General features: G+C 68.9%; 17 protein-coding genes and 1 pseudogene. 13 read left to right on the plus strand and 5 right to left on the minus strand.

Annotated elements, in window-relative coordinates; all coding sequences use genetic code 11:
- Positions 1-235: 235 nt before the first annotated feature.
- From CY652_RS11215 to CY652_RS11240, 6 genes are all read left to right on the plus strand, one after another.
- The gene (locus CY652_RS11215) at positions 236-1,126 is read left to right on the plus strand and encodes a sensor histidine kinase (protein ID WP_102130786.1); all 891 of its coding nucleotides are present in this window, start codon (positions 236-238) and stop codon (positions 1,124-1,126) included.
- A complete protein-coding gene (rqpR, locus tag CY652_RS11220; RefSeq protein WP_102130787.1) occupies positions 1,123-1,779 on the plus strand; it encodes a response regulator transcription factor RqpR in 657 nt (218 codons plus the stop codon). The genes CY652_RS11215 and rqpR overlap by 4 nt, the downstream gene beginning before the upstream one ends.
- A 298-nt stretch (positions 1,780-2,077) precedes the next feature.
- Positions 2,078-3,484, plus strand: a complete 1,407-nt coding sequence (locus tag CY652_RS11225; protein ID WP_102130788.1) for an amino acid permease — start codon at positions 2,078-2,080, stop codon at positions 3,482-3,484.
- Positions 3,485-3,779: 295 nt separating this feature from the next.
- Positions 3,780-4,157 (plus strand): hypothetical protein, encoded by a 378-nt coding sequence (locus CY652_RS11230; RefSeq protein ID WP_102130789.1) that lies wholly within the window; start codon positions 3,780-3,782, stop codon positions 4,155-4,157.
- Positions 4,148-4,714, plus strand: coding sequence for a CoxG family protein (locus CY652_RS11235; protein ID WP_102130790.1), 567 nt, complete (start codon positions 4,148-4,150; stop codon positions 4,712-4,714). Before CY652_RS11230 ends, CY652_RS11235 begins: the two co-directional genes overlap by 10 nt.
- On the plus strand, positions 4,687-5,709 hold the full coding sequence (locus CY652_RS11240) for an XdhC family protein (RefSeq protein WP_102130791.1): 1,023 nt from the start codon (positions 4,687-4,689) through the stop codon (positions 5,707-5,709). The genes CY652_RS11235 and CY652_RS11240 overlap by 28 nt, the downstream gene beginning before the upstream one ends.
- A 46-nt stretch (positions 5,710-5,755) precedes the next feature.
- On the opposite strand, the gene CY652_RS11245 is transcribed toward CY652_RS11240, so the two are convergent.
- The gene (locus CY652_RS11245) at positions 5,756-6,787 is read right to left on the minus strand and encodes a serine/threonine protein kinase (protein ID WP_102130792.1); all 1,032 of its coding nucleotides are present in this window, start codon (positions 6,785-6,787) and stop codon (positions 5,756-5,758) included.
- A 77-nt stretch (positions 6,788-6,864) separates the two neighbouring features.
- Positions 6,865-7,077 (minus strand): hypothetical protein, encoded by a 213-nt coding sequence (locus CY652_RS11250; protein WP_102130793.1) that lies wholly within the window; start codon positions 7,075-7,077, stop codon positions 6,865-6,867.
- A gap of 511 nt (positions 7,078-7,588) precedes the next feature.
- On the opposite strand from CY652_RS11250, the gene CY652_RS11255 reads away from it, so the two are divergent.
- Entirely contained in the window at positions 7,589-7,774 is a 186-nt protein-coding gene (locus CY652_RS11255; RefSeq protein WP_102130794.1) for a hypothetical protein, read from the plus strand.
- A 99-nt stretch (positions 7,775-7,873) separates the two neighbouring features.
- On the opposite strand, the gene mgrA is transcribed toward CY652_RS11255, so the two are convergent.
- Both mgrA and CY652_RS11265 read right to left on the minus strand, forming a co-directional pair.
- Positions 7,874-8,917 carry an L-glyceraldehyde 3-phosphate reductase gene (gene mgrA, locus CY652_RS11260; RefSeq protein ID WP_102130795.1) on the minus strand — a complete coding sequence of 348 codons (1,044 nt, stop codon included), beginning with the start codon at positions 8,915-8,917 and terminating at the stop codon, positions 7,874-7,876.
- 202 nt (positions 8,918-9,119) lie between these two features.
- Positions 9,120-9,881 carry a phytanoyl-CoA dioxygenase family protein gene (locus CY652_RS11265; RefSeq protein ID WP_102130796.1) on the minus strand — a complete coding sequence of 254 codons (762 nt, stop codon included), beginning with the start codon at positions 9,879-9,881 and terminating at the stop codon, positions 9,120-9,122.
- 432 nt (positions 9,882-10,313) lie between these two features.
- Here CY652_RS11265 and CY652_RS11270 point away from each other — a divergent pair, with 432 nt between their 5' ends.
- Entirely contained in the window at positions 10,314-10,679 is a 366-nt protein-coding gene (locus CY652_RS11270; RefSeq protein WP_102130797.1) for a hypothetical protein, read from the plus strand.
- Between the two features lie 168 nt (positions 10,680-10,847).
- On the opposite strand, the gene metK is transcribed toward CY652_RS11270, so the two are convergent.
- Positions 10,848-12,035 (minus strand): methionine adenosyltransferase, encoded by a 1,188-nt coding sequence (gene metK, locus CY652_RS11275; protein WP_102130798.1) that lies wholly within the window; start codon positions 12,033-12,035, stop codon positions 10,848-10,850.
- Between the two features lie 274 nt (positions 12,036-12,309).
- Here metK and CY652_RS11280 point away from each other — a divergent pair, with 274 nt between their 5' ends.
- The 5 genes and pseudogenes from CY652_RS11280 to CY652_RS25110 all read left to right on the plus strand — a co-directional run.
- A complete protein-coding gene (locus CY652_RS11280) occupies positions 12,310-13,182 on the plus strand; it encodes a lipid A biosynthesis lauroyl acyltransferase (RefSeq protein ID WP_102130799.1) in 873 nt (290 codons plus the stop codon).
- Between the two features lie 178 nt (positions 13,183-13,360).
- Positions 13,361-14,233 (plus strand): diaminopimelate epimerase, encoded by an 873-nt coding sequence (gene dapF, locus CY652_RS11285; RefSeq protein WP_102130800.1) that lies wholly within the window; start codon positions 13,361-13,363, stop codon positions 14,231-14,233.
- Between the two features lie 156 nt (positions 14,234-14,389).
- Positions 14,390-15,094, plus strand: coding sequence for a DUF484 family protein (locus CY652_RS11290; RefSeq protein ID WP_102130801.1), 705 nt, complete (start codon positions 14,390-14,392; stop codon positions 15,092-15,094).
- A gap of 40 nt (positions 15,095-15,134) precedes the next feature.
- Positions 15,135-16,058 (plus strand): tyrosine recombinase XerC, encoded by a 924-nt coding sequence (gene xerC, locus CY652_RS11295; protein WP_102130802.1) that lies wholly within the window; start codon positions 15,135-15,137, stop codon positions 16,056-16,058.
- Between the two features lie 66 nt (positions 16,059-16,124).
- Positions 16,125-16,482 (plus strand): annotated as a pseudogene (locus CY652_RS25110) (23S rRNA (cytosine(1962)-C(5))-methyltransferase RlmI); the annotation flags it as partial.
- Positions 16,483-16,514: the final 32 nt, after the last annotated feature.

A 16,514-nucleotide genomic window follows, 5' to 3' on the forward strand; every position in this document is an offset into this window, starting at 1 on the left:
TTCTTACTGAATTGCTACACTGCGACATCTAGACGCAGTCCGGAGCAGGCCGCCAAGCCTTGCCCCGTATGGATTTTTCTTTTTTTAATATATTATCCCGACACTGAACAGTCAGACAAAAACGCGGGTCGACAGGCTCGCCTACTTGTTACGGGATGTAAATCTGGTTACGCCGCGGGTCGCTCTTTATCTGGCGCGACAGGCGGCATCGAGCAGGCCAGCGCCGGGGAAAGTCATGAACAGATCGACCGTCGTACCGATCGACGCGCAGCCCGCCCGCCCATCGCAGGATGTCCACCCGCAGCAGGATGCCCGCGACGCCGGCCGCGCGCGCGAGCGCCGGTTCGTCCCCGCGCTCGCCAACGCGACCGGGATCGGTCATCCGGCGCCCGCCGAGGCGGCGCTTGCGGCCAGCCACGCCCCGGTCGAGGCAGACGAAACCGCCCGGCGGCAGCTCGCGCGCGAATTGCACGACAGCGTCGGCGCGGAACTGACCGCCAGCCGCCTCGCGCTCGCCAGCGTGGAGACCTGGCTGCCCGCCGATGCGCCCCCCCAATGCCGCGAGGCGCTGACCATCGCGCTGCGTTCGCTCGACATCGCCAGCGAAGCGGTCCGCCACACGCTCGCCGGCCTGCACGCGCCGCAACTGGACGACGGTCTCGTGCCCGCGCTCGCGGACTGGACCCGCGATTTCTCCGCCCGCACCGGCCTGCCGGTCGCGCTCGATTGCGCTGCGGACGCCCGGCTGGCGCGCCTGCCGGCCGACGCGGCGATCGCCGTGTTCCGCGTTACGCAGGAAGCGCTCGCCAACGCCGTCCGGCATGCGCATGCAAGCCATGCCGACGTGCGGCTCGAAAGCGGAGCCGACCATCTGACGCTGATCGTCGCCGACAACGGCATCGGCCTGCCCGAACGCGCCGCGAACCGTCCCGGCCGCCACGGCCTGACCGGCATGCACGAGCGCTGCGCCGCGTTCGGCGGCACGCTGCGCATCCGCAGCATGCGCGCCGGCGCGGGTAGCGGCACCACGGTGCGCGCGCGCTTCGCCTGGGCCGCGCTGCTCGCCGCCGGCCGCACCGACGCCGGAGCCGCCGGCCACGCCATGCTCGCGAGCGCGCGGTCATGAGTCTTCGCATCCTGCTGGTCGACGACCACGCCGTGGTCCGTCAGGGCGTGCGGCAGTTGCTCGCCGACCGCGGCATCGCGCACGAAGTCGCCGAGGCGCAAAACGGCGCCGAGGCGCTCTCCGCGATCGGCGAACAGACCTGCGACCTCGTGCTGCTCGACGTCTCGCTGCCCGACATGAACGGCGTCGAGGTGCTCAAGCGGCTCAAGCGCAAGGCGCCGCGCGTGCCGGTGCTGATGTTCTCGATGTACCGCGAGGACCAGTACGCGGTGCGCGCGCTCAAGGCCGGCGCGTCCGGCTATCTGCCGAAAACGGCCGACGCGCAGCAGATGGTCGCCGCCATCCAGCAGGTCGCCGCCGGCCGCAAGTACGTGAGCACGGCGATGGCCGAGGCGCTCGCGGACTACGTCTCGCTCGACGGCGAGCAGTTGCCGCACGAGAAGCTTTCCGACCGCGAATACCAGACGCTCTGCATGCTGGCCTCGGGCCAGCGGCTCACCGACATCGCGCGCGCGTTGTCCCTGTCGGTGAAGACCGTGAGCGTCTATCGCGCGCGGCTGCTCGAAAAAATGAAGCTCAACAACAACGCCGAGCTCACCTATTACGCGATGAGCAACCGGCTCGTGGATCTGAATCCCTCCATCGGCAATTGACCGCGCCTTCCCCGTCGTTCCCCCGATCTTTTTCCCGTTCCGTCTGATCATTCGCAGCCCCAGGCAAAAGAAGTCGGCTTCCCGCCACGATCCGCCATCGCGGAAAGAAATCGCGCCGATTCGCGAGGCCTTTCGGCAAGGATCGCGCCAAGTCTCCCGTTTCGGGGGCTGGATTGCCTGCCGCGCCGGCGCCGGGTACGCCATCGGCTGCGGGAACCCCGCCTGAATCCGCTAGAATCGCGGACTTTTCGACATCGGCCCGCATCGTCATTGCGCGCATTTCAGGAGTCCTCTGCCAATGTCCCTTTTTCGCAAGAAAAACATCGAACACATGCTGCAGGCCAGCGCCCGCAACACCGGCCTGAAAAAAGCGCTCGGCGCGCTCGATCTGACCTTTCTCGGCGTCGGCGCCATCGTCGGCACCGGCATTTTCGTGCTGACCGGCACGGGCGCAGTAGAGGCCGGCCCCGCGCTGACGGTCGCGTTCGCCATCGCGGCCGTCGCCTGCGGCCTCGCCGCGCTCGCCTACGCGGAGTTCGCCTCGACGATTCCCGTGGCCGGCTCGATCTACACGTATTCCTATGCAACGCTCGGAGAGCTGGCCGCGTGGGTGATCGGCTGGGACCTGATGCTCGAGTACGGGCTCGCCACCTCGGCGGTATCGGTCGGCTGGTCCGGCTACCTGCAGTCGCTGCTCTCGGGCTTCGGCCTCTCGCTGCCGGCGGCGCTCACGGCCGCGCCCGGCGCGATGCCCTCCGTACACACCGTCTTCAACCTGCCGGCGTTCCTCGTGGTCATGGTCATCACGGCGCTGCTGTCGGTCGGCGTGCGCGAATCGACGCGCGTGAACAACCTGATGGTCGCGATCAAGGTGATCGTCGTACTGCTCGTGATCGCCGTCGGCGCGTTCCACGTCACCCCGGCCAATTGGCATCCGTTCATGCCGAACGGCTGGAACGGCGTGTTCGGCGCGGCCGCCGTGATGTTCTTCGCGTTCATCGGCTTCGACGCGGTCTCGTCCGCCGCCGAAGAGGTGGCGAATCCGAAGCGCGACCTGCCGGTAGGCATCATCGCTTCGCTCGCCGTCTGTGCGGTGCTGTACGTAGGCGTCGCGGCGGTCGTGACGGGCATCGTGCCGTTCCGGCAGTTCGACGGCATCGCGCACCCGGTGTCCTACGCGCTCCAGGTGGCGGGCCAGAAGTGGGTCGCCGGCTTCATCGACCTCGGCGCGGTGCTCGGCATGCTCACCGTGATGCTCGTGATGAGCTACGGCCAGACGCGCGTCATCTTCGCGATGTCGCGCGACGGCCTGCTGCCCGGCGTGCTCTCGCGCGTGCATCCGCGCTTCTCGACGCCGTTCCTGACCACCTGGCTCGTCGGCCTCTTCTTCGGCCTGATCGGCGCGCTCGTCCCGCTCAACGTCCTCGCGGAACTCATCAACATCGGCACGCTGGCCGCGTTCTCGATGGTCTCCATCGCCGTGCTGGTCCTGCGCCGGACCCATCCCGACCTGCCTCGCGCGTTCCGCTGCCCCGGCGTGCCCGTCGTGCCGGTGCTGGCCGTCGCGTCGTGCCTGTTCCTGATGGTGAACCTGAAGCTCGTCACCTGGATCGCGTTCGTGGTCTGGCTTGCCGTCGGCATGGCCGTCTACTTCGGCTATTCGCGCCGGCGCTCGCGTCTCGCGCAGATGCCCAAGGCCCACTGAGGCCGTCGCGGCACGCGCCGGCCGGCGCGTGCCGCCGTCTCTCCGTCTCTCCGTCTCTCCGTCTCTCCGGCCCTTCCCTGCGCCGCTCCCCGCCTTCGGCGTTCCCCAGCCACTCGCCGCCGTCCTGCCCGTAGAACCCCGTGCAGCGTAAACAGGGAATTTGTGCTTTACTTTTTTGATCGGCATCACGACAACCTTCGCGCCCTTTCTCCCTGCTTACGCGATTACGCGACGGCCACTGGCGGAATCGGGCGATAGGGTGTCGGCCGGTCTCAGCCTCGAGGAGACACAGCCAATGGCGATCAGCATCCGCCTGACGGTCGACGGGTCACCGGTGACCGTCACCGTCGAGCCCTCCGCGCTTCCAATTCCGCTGCTGCGCGAGCCGTCGCGCCCGAGCGACGGCGGCGCCGTGAAGTGCGGCACCTGTACCGTTCATCTGGACGGCGGTTTTGCGTTTCCGCTTCTGTCGGACGACGACGACCTCATGGGCGAGGCCGATCCGCCCCATGCCCCGCGCGGCACGGCCCGGTCCGATGCCACCGTACTTCCGCGACTCCGCGCCGCAAGCGCGCGGCGGCGGACCGGCCCCGCGCGCGGATCGTGTCCGCCCGCCTCGCCCGGGGCCATCCCCGCCCGCTGCGCCCGTGGAGGTTCCTCGCGATGGAACTGACCGAGCGCTACACGCTACCAGTATCGCAACAGCGCGCCTGGGAAGCGCTGAACGACACGACGATCCTGCGCGCGTCGATTCCCGGCTGCGAACAGATCGACTCCGACGGCGGCGGCGCCTACGCGCTCTCGATGAGCGCCTCGATCGGCCCCGTGAAGGCGCGCTTCAAGGGCCGCATACGGCTCGCCGACGTCGACGCGCCACGCGCTTACACGCTCGTGTTCGAAGGACAGGGCGACACGGCCGGCTTCGGCCAGGGCCGCGCCCACGTCACGCTCGAAGCGGCCGGCACGCAGACCACGACCCTGTCCTACTCGGCGAACGCCCGGCTCGAGGGCAAGCTCGCGCGCATCGGTTCGCGGTTCGTCGACGCGGCCGTGCGCAGACTCGTGGACGAATTCTTCCGGCGCTTTCACGCGCAACTCGGCACCAGGGGCACCGCCCCCGCCATCCTGGTTCCCGCCACGACAACGACGTCCCACGCCGCAACGCAGCCGGCGGACGGGGCGATCCCCGACAGGAGACGATCATGGACAGCGTGGATCTCGAAGTCCTGAAGTCCGGCGCACGCTGGCTTGACGAGGGCCACCGCGCGCTGCTCGTAACGGTCGTGAAGACGTGGGGATCGTCGCCGCGTCCCGAAGGCGCGATGCTCGTCGTGCGCGACGACGGGCTCGTGGTCGGCTCGGTTTCGGGCGGCTGCATCGAGGACGATCTCGTCGATCGCGTGCGTCGCGAGGGCATCGCGCAGCACGCGCCCGAAGCCGTCCGTTACGGCGTGAGCGCCGAAGAGGCCCATCGTTTCGGCCTGCCCTGCGGCGGCACGATCCAGCTCGTGCTGGAGCCGCTCGGCGAGGCGAGCGGCATCCGCGCGCTATACGAGGCCGTGCAGCACGGCCGGCTCGTCGCGCGCACGCTCGACATGGCAAGCGGCGCGGCCACGCTCGGCCCCGCGCTCGCGACCGACGGCGTGGACTTCGACGGCGCCCGGCTCCTGACGATCCACGGCCCGCGCTACCGGATGCTCGTGATCGGCGCGGGGCAGCTTTCGCGCTATCTCTGCCAGATCGCCGCCGGCCTCGACTACCAGGTCACCGTCTGCGACCCGCGCGAGGAATACACCGACGCCTGGGACGTGCCTGGCACGAAACTCGTGCGCACCATGCCCGACGACACCGTGCTCGACATGAAGCTCGACGAGCGAAGCGCCGTGATCGCGCTCACGCACGACCCCAAGCTCGACGATCTCGCGCTCATGGAGGCGCTCAAGACGCCCGCGTTCTACGTCGGCGCGCTCGGCTCGCGGCGCAACAATGCGGCGCGGCGCAAGCGGCTCCAGGAGTTCGATCTCGACGAAACGGAACTGGCCCGGCTGCACGGGCCCGTCGGCATCTACATCGGCAGCCGCACGCCGCCCGAGATCGCCGTCTCGATCCTCGCCGAGGTCACGGCGGCGAAAAACGGCGTCTCGCTGCCGACGATTCTCCAGGTGGAAGGCGCGAAGGCCGCGCGGGAACTGGCGGCAAGCGCCGGCTCGACCTGCCGGGTATGAGGTTGAAGTCCGCCGGAACGGCGTTCCGACAGAAACGCCGCCGCGCCTACACCGGCCAGAGCGGCCCGTCCTGCATCGCGCCGATCTGCTCGCGCAACTCGAGAATCCGGTCTTCCCAATAGCGCTGCGTGTTGAACCAGGGAAAGGCCGCCGGAAAGGCGGGGTCGTCCCAGCGCTGGGCAAGCCAGGCGCTGTAATGCACGAGCCTCAGCGTGCGCAGCGCCTCGACGAGATGCAGTTCGCGCGGCTCGAATTCGCAGAAGTCCTCGTAGCCGGCCAGCAGATCGGTAAGCGCGCGCGTCGCGGCGGGCCGCCCGTCGCCCGGCAGCAGCAGCCAGAGATCCTGCACGGCCGGCCCCATGCGGCTGTCGTCGAAATCGACGAAGTGGGGACCGGCGTCGGTCCAGAGCACGTTGCCCGGATGACAGTCGCCGTGCAGGCGCAGCGCGCGCACGTCGCCCGCGCGCTCGAACGCGGCCTCGACGCCCTCGAGCGCGAACGCGACGGCCGCCTGCCAGGCCGCGCGCACGTCGGCCGGAATGAAGTCGTGTTCGAGCAGCCAGTCTCTCGGCTCGAAGCCGAACGTGCGCAGATCGAGCGCCGGCCGCGCGCGATACGACTGACTCGCGCCGACCGCGTGAATCCGGCCGATGAAGCGGCCGAGCCATTCGAGCGTGTCGCTGCGGTCGAGCTCCGGCGCGCGGCCGCCGCGCCGCTCGAACAGGGCGAAGCGAAAGCCCTCGAATTCGTGCAGCGTGCGGCCGTCGTAAGTCAGCGCGGGCACCACCGGAATCTCGCGTTCGACCAGCTCCGCGACGAACGCGTGCTCCTCGAGGATCGCCTCGTCGGACCAGCGTCCGGGCCGGTAGAACTTGGCGACGAGCGGCGGGCCGTCCTCGACGCCCACCTGATAGACGCGGTTTTCGTAGCTGTTGAGCGCGAGCAGGCGGCCGTCGGTGCGCCGACCGTCGGGCAGCAGCACGCTGTCGAGCGCGTCGAGCACGCACTCGGGCGTGAGCCGCGCGTACGGCGCGGTGGCCGCATCGCGCGGCGGCGGGGAAAGATCGTGGTCGTCCATATCCCCGCATTGTGCCCGCATGGGCGCGATAACGCGACCGCGAACGTTCGTCGCCGACGAACCCGGCGCTTCGGGCTTCAGTGAACCTGGGCGCTGGCCGGACGAATCTGCTCGCCGGTGTCGATCAGGTCTTCGAGGAAAAAGGGTTCGGTGTTGAGTTCGGCCGATTCGCCGGGCTCGCCGGCGTACCAGGTCACCATTGCCATGTCGCCGAGAATGCGCATGACGATGCCGCGGGCGCCCGAAGGCACGGCAATGTGCATCGAGCGGACAATAGAACCGATTACCATGATGTTTCCCCGTTGCGAACGCCGGCTTCGACTGCTCCAACCGCCGGTCGGCATTGACGATGACCGCAGCCTGGAGGCGGTGACGTTCGCGCACGGTCCGCGCGCATCGCGCTCCATCCTGCCCTGCCGGCCCCTTCTCGCGTGAGCCGTTTTCCGCATTGTTACCGTTTTGGGCCCGCGGGCAAAGCAAAAAAACAGCGGGCACGCCCCGCTTTCCGGATGCTTTCGCGACATATTCCGGCAGCCGGATTTGTCACGAATACGGTTGACCTCGTCGGCACCCCGAAAGAAAGCAAAACGTAATGCCCGGGCCATCGGCAAAAACCCCGAGCCGCCCGCACAGACGACCCGCGAAGCCCGCGGGGCCGGGCTCGCTGCGCCCGTCGGCTGCACCGCCGCCGGACAGGATCGCGCCCCCATCCGCGCCGCGCGTCTATACTCGAACGAGGCTGGCCCCGACAAAACAATCTCGCCGCCAGGCCGGCCGACAAAAATCAATCAGGAGACAACCATGACAACGTACTTCACGATCGGCGACCTCGTGATGGTCATTCCCATGGCATTTGCGGGCGCGCTGTTTCTCGGCGCGCTGCCGTGCGCCACGGAATTCAGGCACAACGTGTTGCGCGTGATCGGCGCGCTGCTCGGCGTCGTCATCGCCTTCGCGCTCGTGGAAGGGCTGCCGCTGCTGATGTAGAGGTCGCGAAGGCGAACGAATCGAATCCGCCCGCGCAATGAAAAAACCGCCACGCGGTATGCGCGGCGGCTTCGGCGGCAAGAAGAAAACCGCGCCCGTTCAGACGCGCTGGTCGGTGGACGGCTTCTCCCACAGGTTGATGCCGCCCTCGGTCGCGTAACGGTCGATCTCGGCCAGCTCCTCGGCCGAGAACTCGAGGTTCTTCAGCGCGCCGACGTTCTCGCGCACCTGCTCCGCGCGGCTCGCGCCGATCAGCGCCGAGGTCACGCGGCCGCCGCGCAGCGTCCAGGCGATCGCCATCTGCGCGAGGCTCTGGCCGCGCCGCTTCGCGATCTCGTCGAGCTTGCGCACGTGCTCGATGTTCTGGCCGCTCAGGTGCTCGGCCTTCAGCGAGCCGCCGCCGGGACGGTTCACGCGCGCGTCCTGCGGCACGCCGTTCAGATACTTGTTGGTGAGCAGCCCCTGCGCGAGCGGCGTGAACGCGATGCTGCCGGCACCCACTTCGTCGAGCGCGTCGAGCAGCCCCTGCTCGATCCAGCGATTCAGCAGGTTGTAGGACGGCTGGTGAATCAGGAGCGGCACCTTGTACCCGGCAAGCAGCTTCGCTATCTCGCGCGTCTTCGCCGGCGAATACGACGAAATGCCGACATAGAGCGCCTTGCCCTGCTGGACCGCGCTCGCCAGCGCGCCGGCCGTTTCCTCGAGCGGCGTGTCCGCGTCGAAGCGGTGCGAGTAGAAGATGTCGACGTAGTCGAGACCCATGCGCTGCAGGCTCTGGTCGAGGCTCGCGAGCACGTACTTGCGCGAGCCGCCGCCGCTGCCGTACGGGCCCGGCCACATGTTCCAGCCGGCCTTCGACGAAATCAGCAGCTCGTCGCGATACGGACGGAAATCGTCCTTGAAAATGCGGCCGAAATTGGTTTCGGCGCTGCCGAACGGCGGGCCGTAGTTGTTGGCGAGGTCGAAATGCGTGATGCCCAGGTCGAACGCGGTGCGCAGGATTTCGCGCTGCGTGGCGATCGGCGTGGTGTCGCCGAAGTTGTGCCACAAGCCCAGCGACAGCGCCGGCAGCTTGAGCCCCGACTTGCCGCAAAACCGGTATTGCATGTCCGAATAGCGTTCTGAAGCTGCTTCGTAGCCCATTGCCTGAATCCTCGACGAAACGAAAAACCGGGAGAAAGAAAAGAAAGGACCGGCGGCCGCGCGGGACCGCATGGCATGACAGCGCGTCGCGCGATGCAACGGCGGCGCGCCCGCGGCCGGCGCAAGACGCGGCGACGGACGCGCTATGTTAGCCAATCCGCGCGCCGTGTGCAGACGCGGCGGCAGCCTCTGCCGGATCGGTTCAGAGCGGGATTTCGGGCATCGACGCAGTGCGCGTGCCGGGCAGCGGCACGTTGCTCGCGCCGTGGTAGGTGAAGACGAGCGAATATTTCACGTCGCGGCTCTCGTTGCGGCCGGCCGAATGCAGCGTGTTGCAATGGAAGAACACCACGTCGCCGGCATGCAGCGGCGGCGCGATCGCCTTGCCGATCCACGCCTCGTTTTCGGGCAGATCGGAGCGGAAGAACTTCGCCGCGTCGAACGAGGTCGAAGTGAACGTCGCCTCGTGCGAGCCGGGCACGAACCAGAGGCCGCCGTTCTCGACGGTCTCGTCGCCGAGCGCGAGCCAGACCGAGACGAGATCGTCGCGCTCGAACGACCAGTAGCGCACGTCGCGATGCCAGCCCGTGAGGCTGCCGTAATCGGGATGCTTCGTCATCACGCAGTTGTGATGCGCGCGCGAGAGCACGGGCTGCTCGCCGAAGTAAAGCTCCATCCAGCCGCGAATTTCCGGCGACGCCGCCCACTCGCGGAAGAGCGCATGCCGCGACCAGGCGTCGAGCAGGCGGCGCACCGTGTGGCCGCCCAGCGCGTCCTTCGACTCGGGCGCGCCCGGATAGCGCAGGTCCGCCTCGAATTCGAGCGGCGCCGCGGCTTCTTGCAACTGCTGCATGGCGGTACGCCGGATTTCGCCGCAGCGCTCCGGCGCGACGAGCCCCGGCACGATCACGAAGCCGCGCTCGCGCAACTGCTGGACCTGTTCTTTCTTCGACTGGACTGACATGGGACTTCCGTTATCTTGAGTTCGGATGCGGGCCGCATCGACGCCGGTCTGCTCTGCACGCGCCGGCGACGCCAGATTGTAAGGCCGCCGAAGCCGGCCCGGCGAAGCGGATACCCCGACTGAGGCAAAATGCGCGCCGCCGCGATCCCGCCCGTCGCGGGTATGCCCCGACTTTTGGACGTCACGATTCGCGTGTAGCCTGAATGCATGTCGTACGCATCCGTTCCGGCCTTTCGTTTCTCCGTCCGCTCCCTCCGTCTGCTCCCCTTTTCCCGGCAAGGCCGCGCCGACTCCGGCCTCCCGGCGACCCTCCGCGTTGCCGCCGCCCGACGGCGCGTCCGTCCCGCTCCGGCATTGAATCCGCCACAGGCACGTCCGCTGCTTCGTTTCATGTCCCGCGTGTCGCGCCTTTCGACTTCCGGCTAACCGACCATGTCCGCTTTCCTCGATACCCGTTTCACCCGCGCCGCCCTGAACGCCGCGCGGCCTGCGCGCCGCCATCTGGTGCGCGCGCTCCGGCATCACGCGGCGCGCAGTCGCGCACTCGCGGCGCAGGTACGCGAAGCGAAGCCCGTCGACGGCATGCGCGCCTGGTTTCGCGCCTTTTTCTCCGTGCTGCGCGTGCGCGCCGGCGCGCGTCATTTCTCGCTGCGCACGCTGATGCACCGGCCGGCCACGCCGCTGCGCGCGCCGACTTCGCCCGCGCCGGCCGACGACCCGTCCCGCGCCCCGCGCGGGCGCCGCCCGCGCCGGACGGTTCCGGGCGGCGCGGGCTGGTTCGCGTTCGCCATGCGTTAATCGCGACGGCTGGAGCGCGCCGCCTCTCGCCTACATCTCGCCCGCCCTTTCACACGGACGGCCCGCGAAAAAACAAAACCTCGCGCGGATCACCGTCCGCGCGAGGTTTTTCACATCAAGGTCCACCGGGCGCGCAGCCATCGCGGCCGCGCGCCCGCCGGCCGGCAATTACGCGAGCGCCGCCACCGGCGTGGTGCCGGCCGCTTCGGCCAGCGCGATCGCCTTGTCGGTCGCTTCCCACGAGAATTCCGGCTCGTCGCGGCCGAAGTGGCCGTAAGCCGCCGTCTTCTCGTAGATCGGGCGCAGCAGGTCGAGCATCTGGACGATGCCCTTCGGACGCAGATCGAAATGCTCGCCGACGAGCTTCGTGATGGTCGCGTCGGACACCTTGCCCGTGCCGAACGTGTTGACCATGACCGAGGTCGGCTGCGCCACGCCGATCGCGTACGACACCTGGATCAGGCAGCGCGAGGCGAGGCCCGCCGCGACGATGTTCTTCGCCACGTAGCGGCCCGCGTATGCAGCCGAGCGGTCGACCTTCGAGGGGTCCTTGCCCGAGAACGCGCCGCCGCCGTGCGGCGCCGCGCCGCCGTAGGTGTCGACGATGATCTTGCGGCCCGTCAAACCGCAGTCGCCCTGCGGGCCGCCGATCACGAACCGGCCGGTCGGGTTCACGAGGTACTTGATTTCGCCCTTCACGAGCTCGGCCGGCAGCACCGGCTTGATGACCTCCTCGATCACGGCTTCGCGCAGCGCCGCGAGCTCGATGTCCGGCGCGTGCTGCGTCGAGAGCACGACGGTGTCGATCGAATGCGGCTTGCCGTCGACGTAGCGCACCGTGACCTGCGACTTCGCGTCCGGACGCAGCCAGGGCAGGCGGCCGTCGCGGCGCAGGTTCGACTGGCGCTCGACGAGGCGGTGCGAAAGATAGATCGGCAGCGGCATCAGTTCGGGCGTTTCGTCGCACGCGTAGCCGAACATCAGGCCCTGGTCGCCCGCGCCCTGGTCGAGGTTGTTGTCGTGCGCGCGATTCACGCCCTGGGCGATGTCCGGCGACTGCTTGTCGTAGGCGACGAGCACCGCGCAGCCCTTGTAGTCGATGCCGTAGTCGGTATTGTCGTAGCCGATGCGCTTGATCGTGTCGCGCGCGACCTGGATGTAGTCGACGTTCGCGGTCGTCGTGATTTCGCCGGCGAGCACGACGAGACCCGTGTTGCACAGCGTTTCGGCGGCAACGCGCGAGTACTTGTCCTGCGTGAGGATGGCGTCGAGGATGGCGTCCGAGATCTGGTCGGCGACCTTGTCCGGATGGCCTTCGGAAACGGATTCGGAAGTGAAGAAGTAGTCGTTTGCCACTTTTGGACTCCTGCTGCTACTGACTGGTTACGGTTGAGCTTCACGTAGCCAGCTTCGAAGTCCCGAAGTGGCGACGCTTTAGCGGATTACCTGCCCGACCCGCGCGCCCTTCTGTATGGATGCCGCGCGAACCGGCTTCGCCCCGCAAGTTGTCTATTAACTCGGCGAAGACCGTATTATAGCGACTTCGTTTATTTGCCGCAGAGTGATTATCCGTGCAGTCCTTCGTCGCCGCCCGTCCGGTCCGCTCCCGCCCGCCGCACGGAGCCCCGACATGCTGAGCCGACTCGGCATCGGCCTGCTCAAGCTGTTCGCCGTCCTGCCGTACGGCTTCGTCGCCCGCCTCGGCGACGCGCTCGGCTGGCTGCTCTACAGGATTCCGAGCCGGCGCAGGCGCATCGTCCACATCAACCTCAAGCTCTGCTTTCCCGAGTGGAGCGACGCGCGCCGCGAGGAGGTGGCCGCGCTGCACTTCCGGCACGTGATCCGCAGCTATCTGGAACGCAGCGTCCAGTGGTTCGGCTCGGCGAAGAAGCTCGAGAAGCTCGTCGAACTCGACAGCGCCGTCGACCTGACCGACCCCGACCTGCCGCCGACGCTCTTCCTCGGCCTGCACTTCGTCGGCATCGAGGCCGGCTCGATGTTCCTCAACTACTCGCTGCACCGGCCGTGCGGGTCGCTCTACCAGCCGATGTCGAACCCCGAGCTCGAAGCCGCCGCGAAGGCGGGCCGCAGCCGCTTCGGCGCCGAAATGGTGAGCCGCGCGGACAGCGCGCGCGTCGTGCTGCGCTGGCTGCGCGACCGCAAGCCGGTGATGCTCGGCGCCGACATGGACTACGGCATGCGCAATTCGACGTTCGTGCCGTTCTTCGGCGTGCCGACCTGCACGCTGACGGCCGTCGGCCGGCTCGCGAAGACGGGCCGGGCGCAGGTGGTGCCGTTCATCGGCGAGGTGCTGCCGAACTATCGCGGCTACCGGCTCAAGGTATTCAAGCCCTGGGACAACTACCCGACCGGCAACGACGAGGCCGACGCGCGCCGGATGAACGCGTTCCTCGAAGAGCAGATCCCGCAGCTCCCCGAGCAGTACTACTGGGTGCACAAGCGCTTCAAGACCCGGCCGCCGGGCGAGCCGGGCTTCTATTGAGGCGTCGGCCTGCGGTGTCCGCCAGTCCGCGACGCGGCGCCCGCGCAGACCCGCGAACCGCGCCCGCGGGCCCCGCCGTTCCGGCGGCGGCGCGACCGGAGCGAGGCGCTTCGCGCGGGCGGCGCCCGCTTCCCGAAGAACGCGCGGCGAAGGCCCGTGCGTCACTTACAATAGCGGGATGAAACTGAATTTCACCAAAATGCACGGCGCGGGCAACGACTTCGTCGTGCTCGACGGCTACACCCGGCCGCTCGCGCTGACGCCCGCGCAAGTCCGCGCGCTCGCCGACCGGCATTTCGGCGTCGGCGCGGACCAGTTGCTGCTGGTCGAGAAGCCGACCGTGGACGGCGCCGATTTCCGCTACCGCATCTTCAACTGCGACGGCGGCGAGGTCGAGCATTGCGGCAACGGCGCGCGCTGCTTCGTGCGCTTCGTGCGCGAACGGAAGCTGACCGATGCGCGCAGCGTCCGCGTGCAGGTGCAGAACGGCATCATCACGCTCGTCATGCAGGAAAACGGCGAGGTCGTCGTCGACATGGGCCGCCCCGTGTTCGAGCCGTCGCGCGTGCCGTTCGACGCCGCCGGGCTCGACGGCCGGCGCGAGGGCAACGATACGCTCTGGCCGCTCGACGTGAACGGACAAACCCGCTGGATCTCGGCCGTCTCGATGGGCAACCCGCACGCCGTGCAGATCGTCGACGACGTCGAGGCATTCTCCGTGGCGGCCGACGGCCCGGCCATCGAATCGCACGCGCGCTTCCCGCGGCGGGTCAACGCCGGCTTCATGCAGATCGTCTCGCGTAACGCCATCCGCCTGCGCGTCCACGAGCGAGGCGCCGGCGAAACGCTCGCCTGCGGCACCGGCGCCTGCGCGGCGGTCGCCTCGGGCATCCGGCGCGGCCTGCTCGACACGCCCGTGACGGTGCACACGCACGGCGGCGTGCTGACGATCGCCTGGGACGGCGCGCGCGACGAAGCCGCGCCGCTGACGATGGCGGGCCCGGCGACGACCGTGTTCGAAGGCGAAATCGAGCTGAAAGACGAACTGTGAAACGCGCGATGAGACGCGCAGTGAAACGAACGGGCGGCAAGCCGCGCCCGGCAGCGCTCGCCGCAGCCGGACGCGACAGCAGCACCCGACCGAACCCCGGCCAGCGAGCCGGCCCCGATGTCCCGATGCGCCCGCGGCGCACCTGAAGCCGAAACCATGAACGATCGCGAAGTCGCCGAATATCTGCTGGCCAACCCCGATTTCTTCGTCGAGCACGCCGAGCTGCTGACGACGCTGCGCCTCGGCAACCCGCACGGCAAAGCCGCCGTGTCGTTGCAGGAGCGGCAGATGGAGATGCTGCGCGACAAGAACAAGCACCTCGAACGGCGCCTGTCCGAACTGCTGCGCTACGGCCACGAAAACGACAGCATCAGCGCGAAGTTCGGCCGCTGGACCACGCGCGTGATCGCCGAGCGCGACCCGCACGCGCTGCCGCGCACCATCGCGCAGGGCCTCTGCGACGTGTTCGAGGTGCCGCAGGCGGCGCTGCGCGTCTGGGACATCGCCGACGCCTATACGCAATCGGACTTCGCGCGCCATACGGGCGAGGAAGTGCGGCTCTTCGCGAACAGCCTCGCGACGCCCTATTGCGGCGCGAACACCGGCTTCGAGGCCGCCCAGTGGCTCGACGCCTCGCCGTTCGGCGTCGCGGCGCCGGGCACGGCCGGCGCCGCGCGGGCCGAATCCGTCGTGCTCGTCGCGCTGCGCGACCCGCACACCGAGCCGCAGGCGAACGCGTTCGGCCTGCTCGTGCTGGGCTCGCCCGATCCGCGCCGGTTCCACGACGGCATGGCGACCGACTTCCTCACGCAGATCGGCGCGCTCGCGAGCGCGGCGCTCACGCGCCTGCTGCCGCACTGACCGCGCCCGACGACAACCGCCCCTCGCCCCGCAACCCGACGTGAACGCGCCCGAACCGATCGCCGCCTACCTCTCGAGCCTCGAGCACGAGCGGCGCCTGTCGGCGCACACGCTGCGCGGCTATGCGCACGAACTCGACGAGCTGGCGAAGCTCGCGAACGGCCGGCCGCTCGAACGCCTGAGCGCCGCCGACATCCGCGGTGCCGCCGCGCGCGCGCACGCGCTCGGGCTGTCGGCGCGCTCGATCGCGCACCGGCTGTCCGCCTGGCGCGCGTTCTACCGCTGGCTCGCCGGCCGGGTCGAACTGGAGGCCAACCCCGTCGCCGCGGTGCGCGCGCCCAGGCGTGCGAAGACGCTGCCGAAGGCGCTTTCCGTCGACGACGCGACCGCGCTGATGGAAGCCCCCGTCGCCGAAACCGCCGAGGGGCTGCGCGACCACGCGATGCTCGAGCTGTTCTACTCGTCGGGACTGCGGCTCGCGGAACTCGTCGGGCTCGACGTCCAGTACGCGAAGCAGGACGGCTACGAATCGGCGGGCTGGCTCAAGCGCGACGCGGCCGAAGTCGAGGTGCTCGGCAAGGGCAAGCGCCGCCGCATCGTGCCCGTCGGCAGCAAGGCGCTCGCCGCGCTCGACGCCTGGATCGCCGTGCGGCACGCGCTCGTCAGGCACGACCCGCAGCCGCTCTTTCTATCGGCGCGTGGCAACCGGATGGCGCCGGGCGTCGTGCGCGAGCGCATCAAGCGCGCGGCCGTCGCCGCCGGCGTCCCCGCGAACGTGCATCCGCACGTGCTGCGCCACTCGTTCGCCACGCATCTGCTCCAGTCGAGCGGCGACCTGCGCGCCGTGCAGGAACTGCTCGGCCACGCGAGCATTTCGGCCACCCAGGTCTACACGTCGCTCGACTTCCAGCATCTGGCGCGCATCTACGACGACGCGCATCCGCGCGCGAAGAAACGCAGCTAATGCCCCACGCGGCGTGCGGACGGCGCCTTCCGCCGGCCGGCACGCTTTGCGCATCGAACCCATCCCATGCATACCGTCACGCTCAAACCGTCGAAAGAAAAATCCCTGCTGCGGCGCCATCCGTGGGTCTACGCGAACGCCATCGACCGCGTGGACGGCAAGCCGGCCGCCGGCGCGACCGTCGTCGTGCGCGGGCACGACGGACGCTTCCTCGCGCGCGCCGCGTGGAGCCCGCATTCGCAGATCCGCGCGCGGGTCTGGAGCTTCGACGAGGCCGAGCCCATCGACCATGCGTTCTTCAAGCGCCGCGTGCAGCGGGCCATTGCCCATCGCGCGGCGATGGTGCGCGACACCGGCGCGATCCGGCTCGTGTTCGGCGAGGCGGACGGCCTCCCCGGCCTCATCGTCGATTACTACGCAGCGCAGCAAGTCCCCTTGGGGGGCGCAGCGCAGCAA

The organism is Burkholderia sp. WAC0059 (assembly GCF_002870125.1).
Lineage (GTDB): Bacteria > Pseudomonadota > Gammaproteobacteria > Burkholderiales > Burkholderiaceae > Paraburkholderia.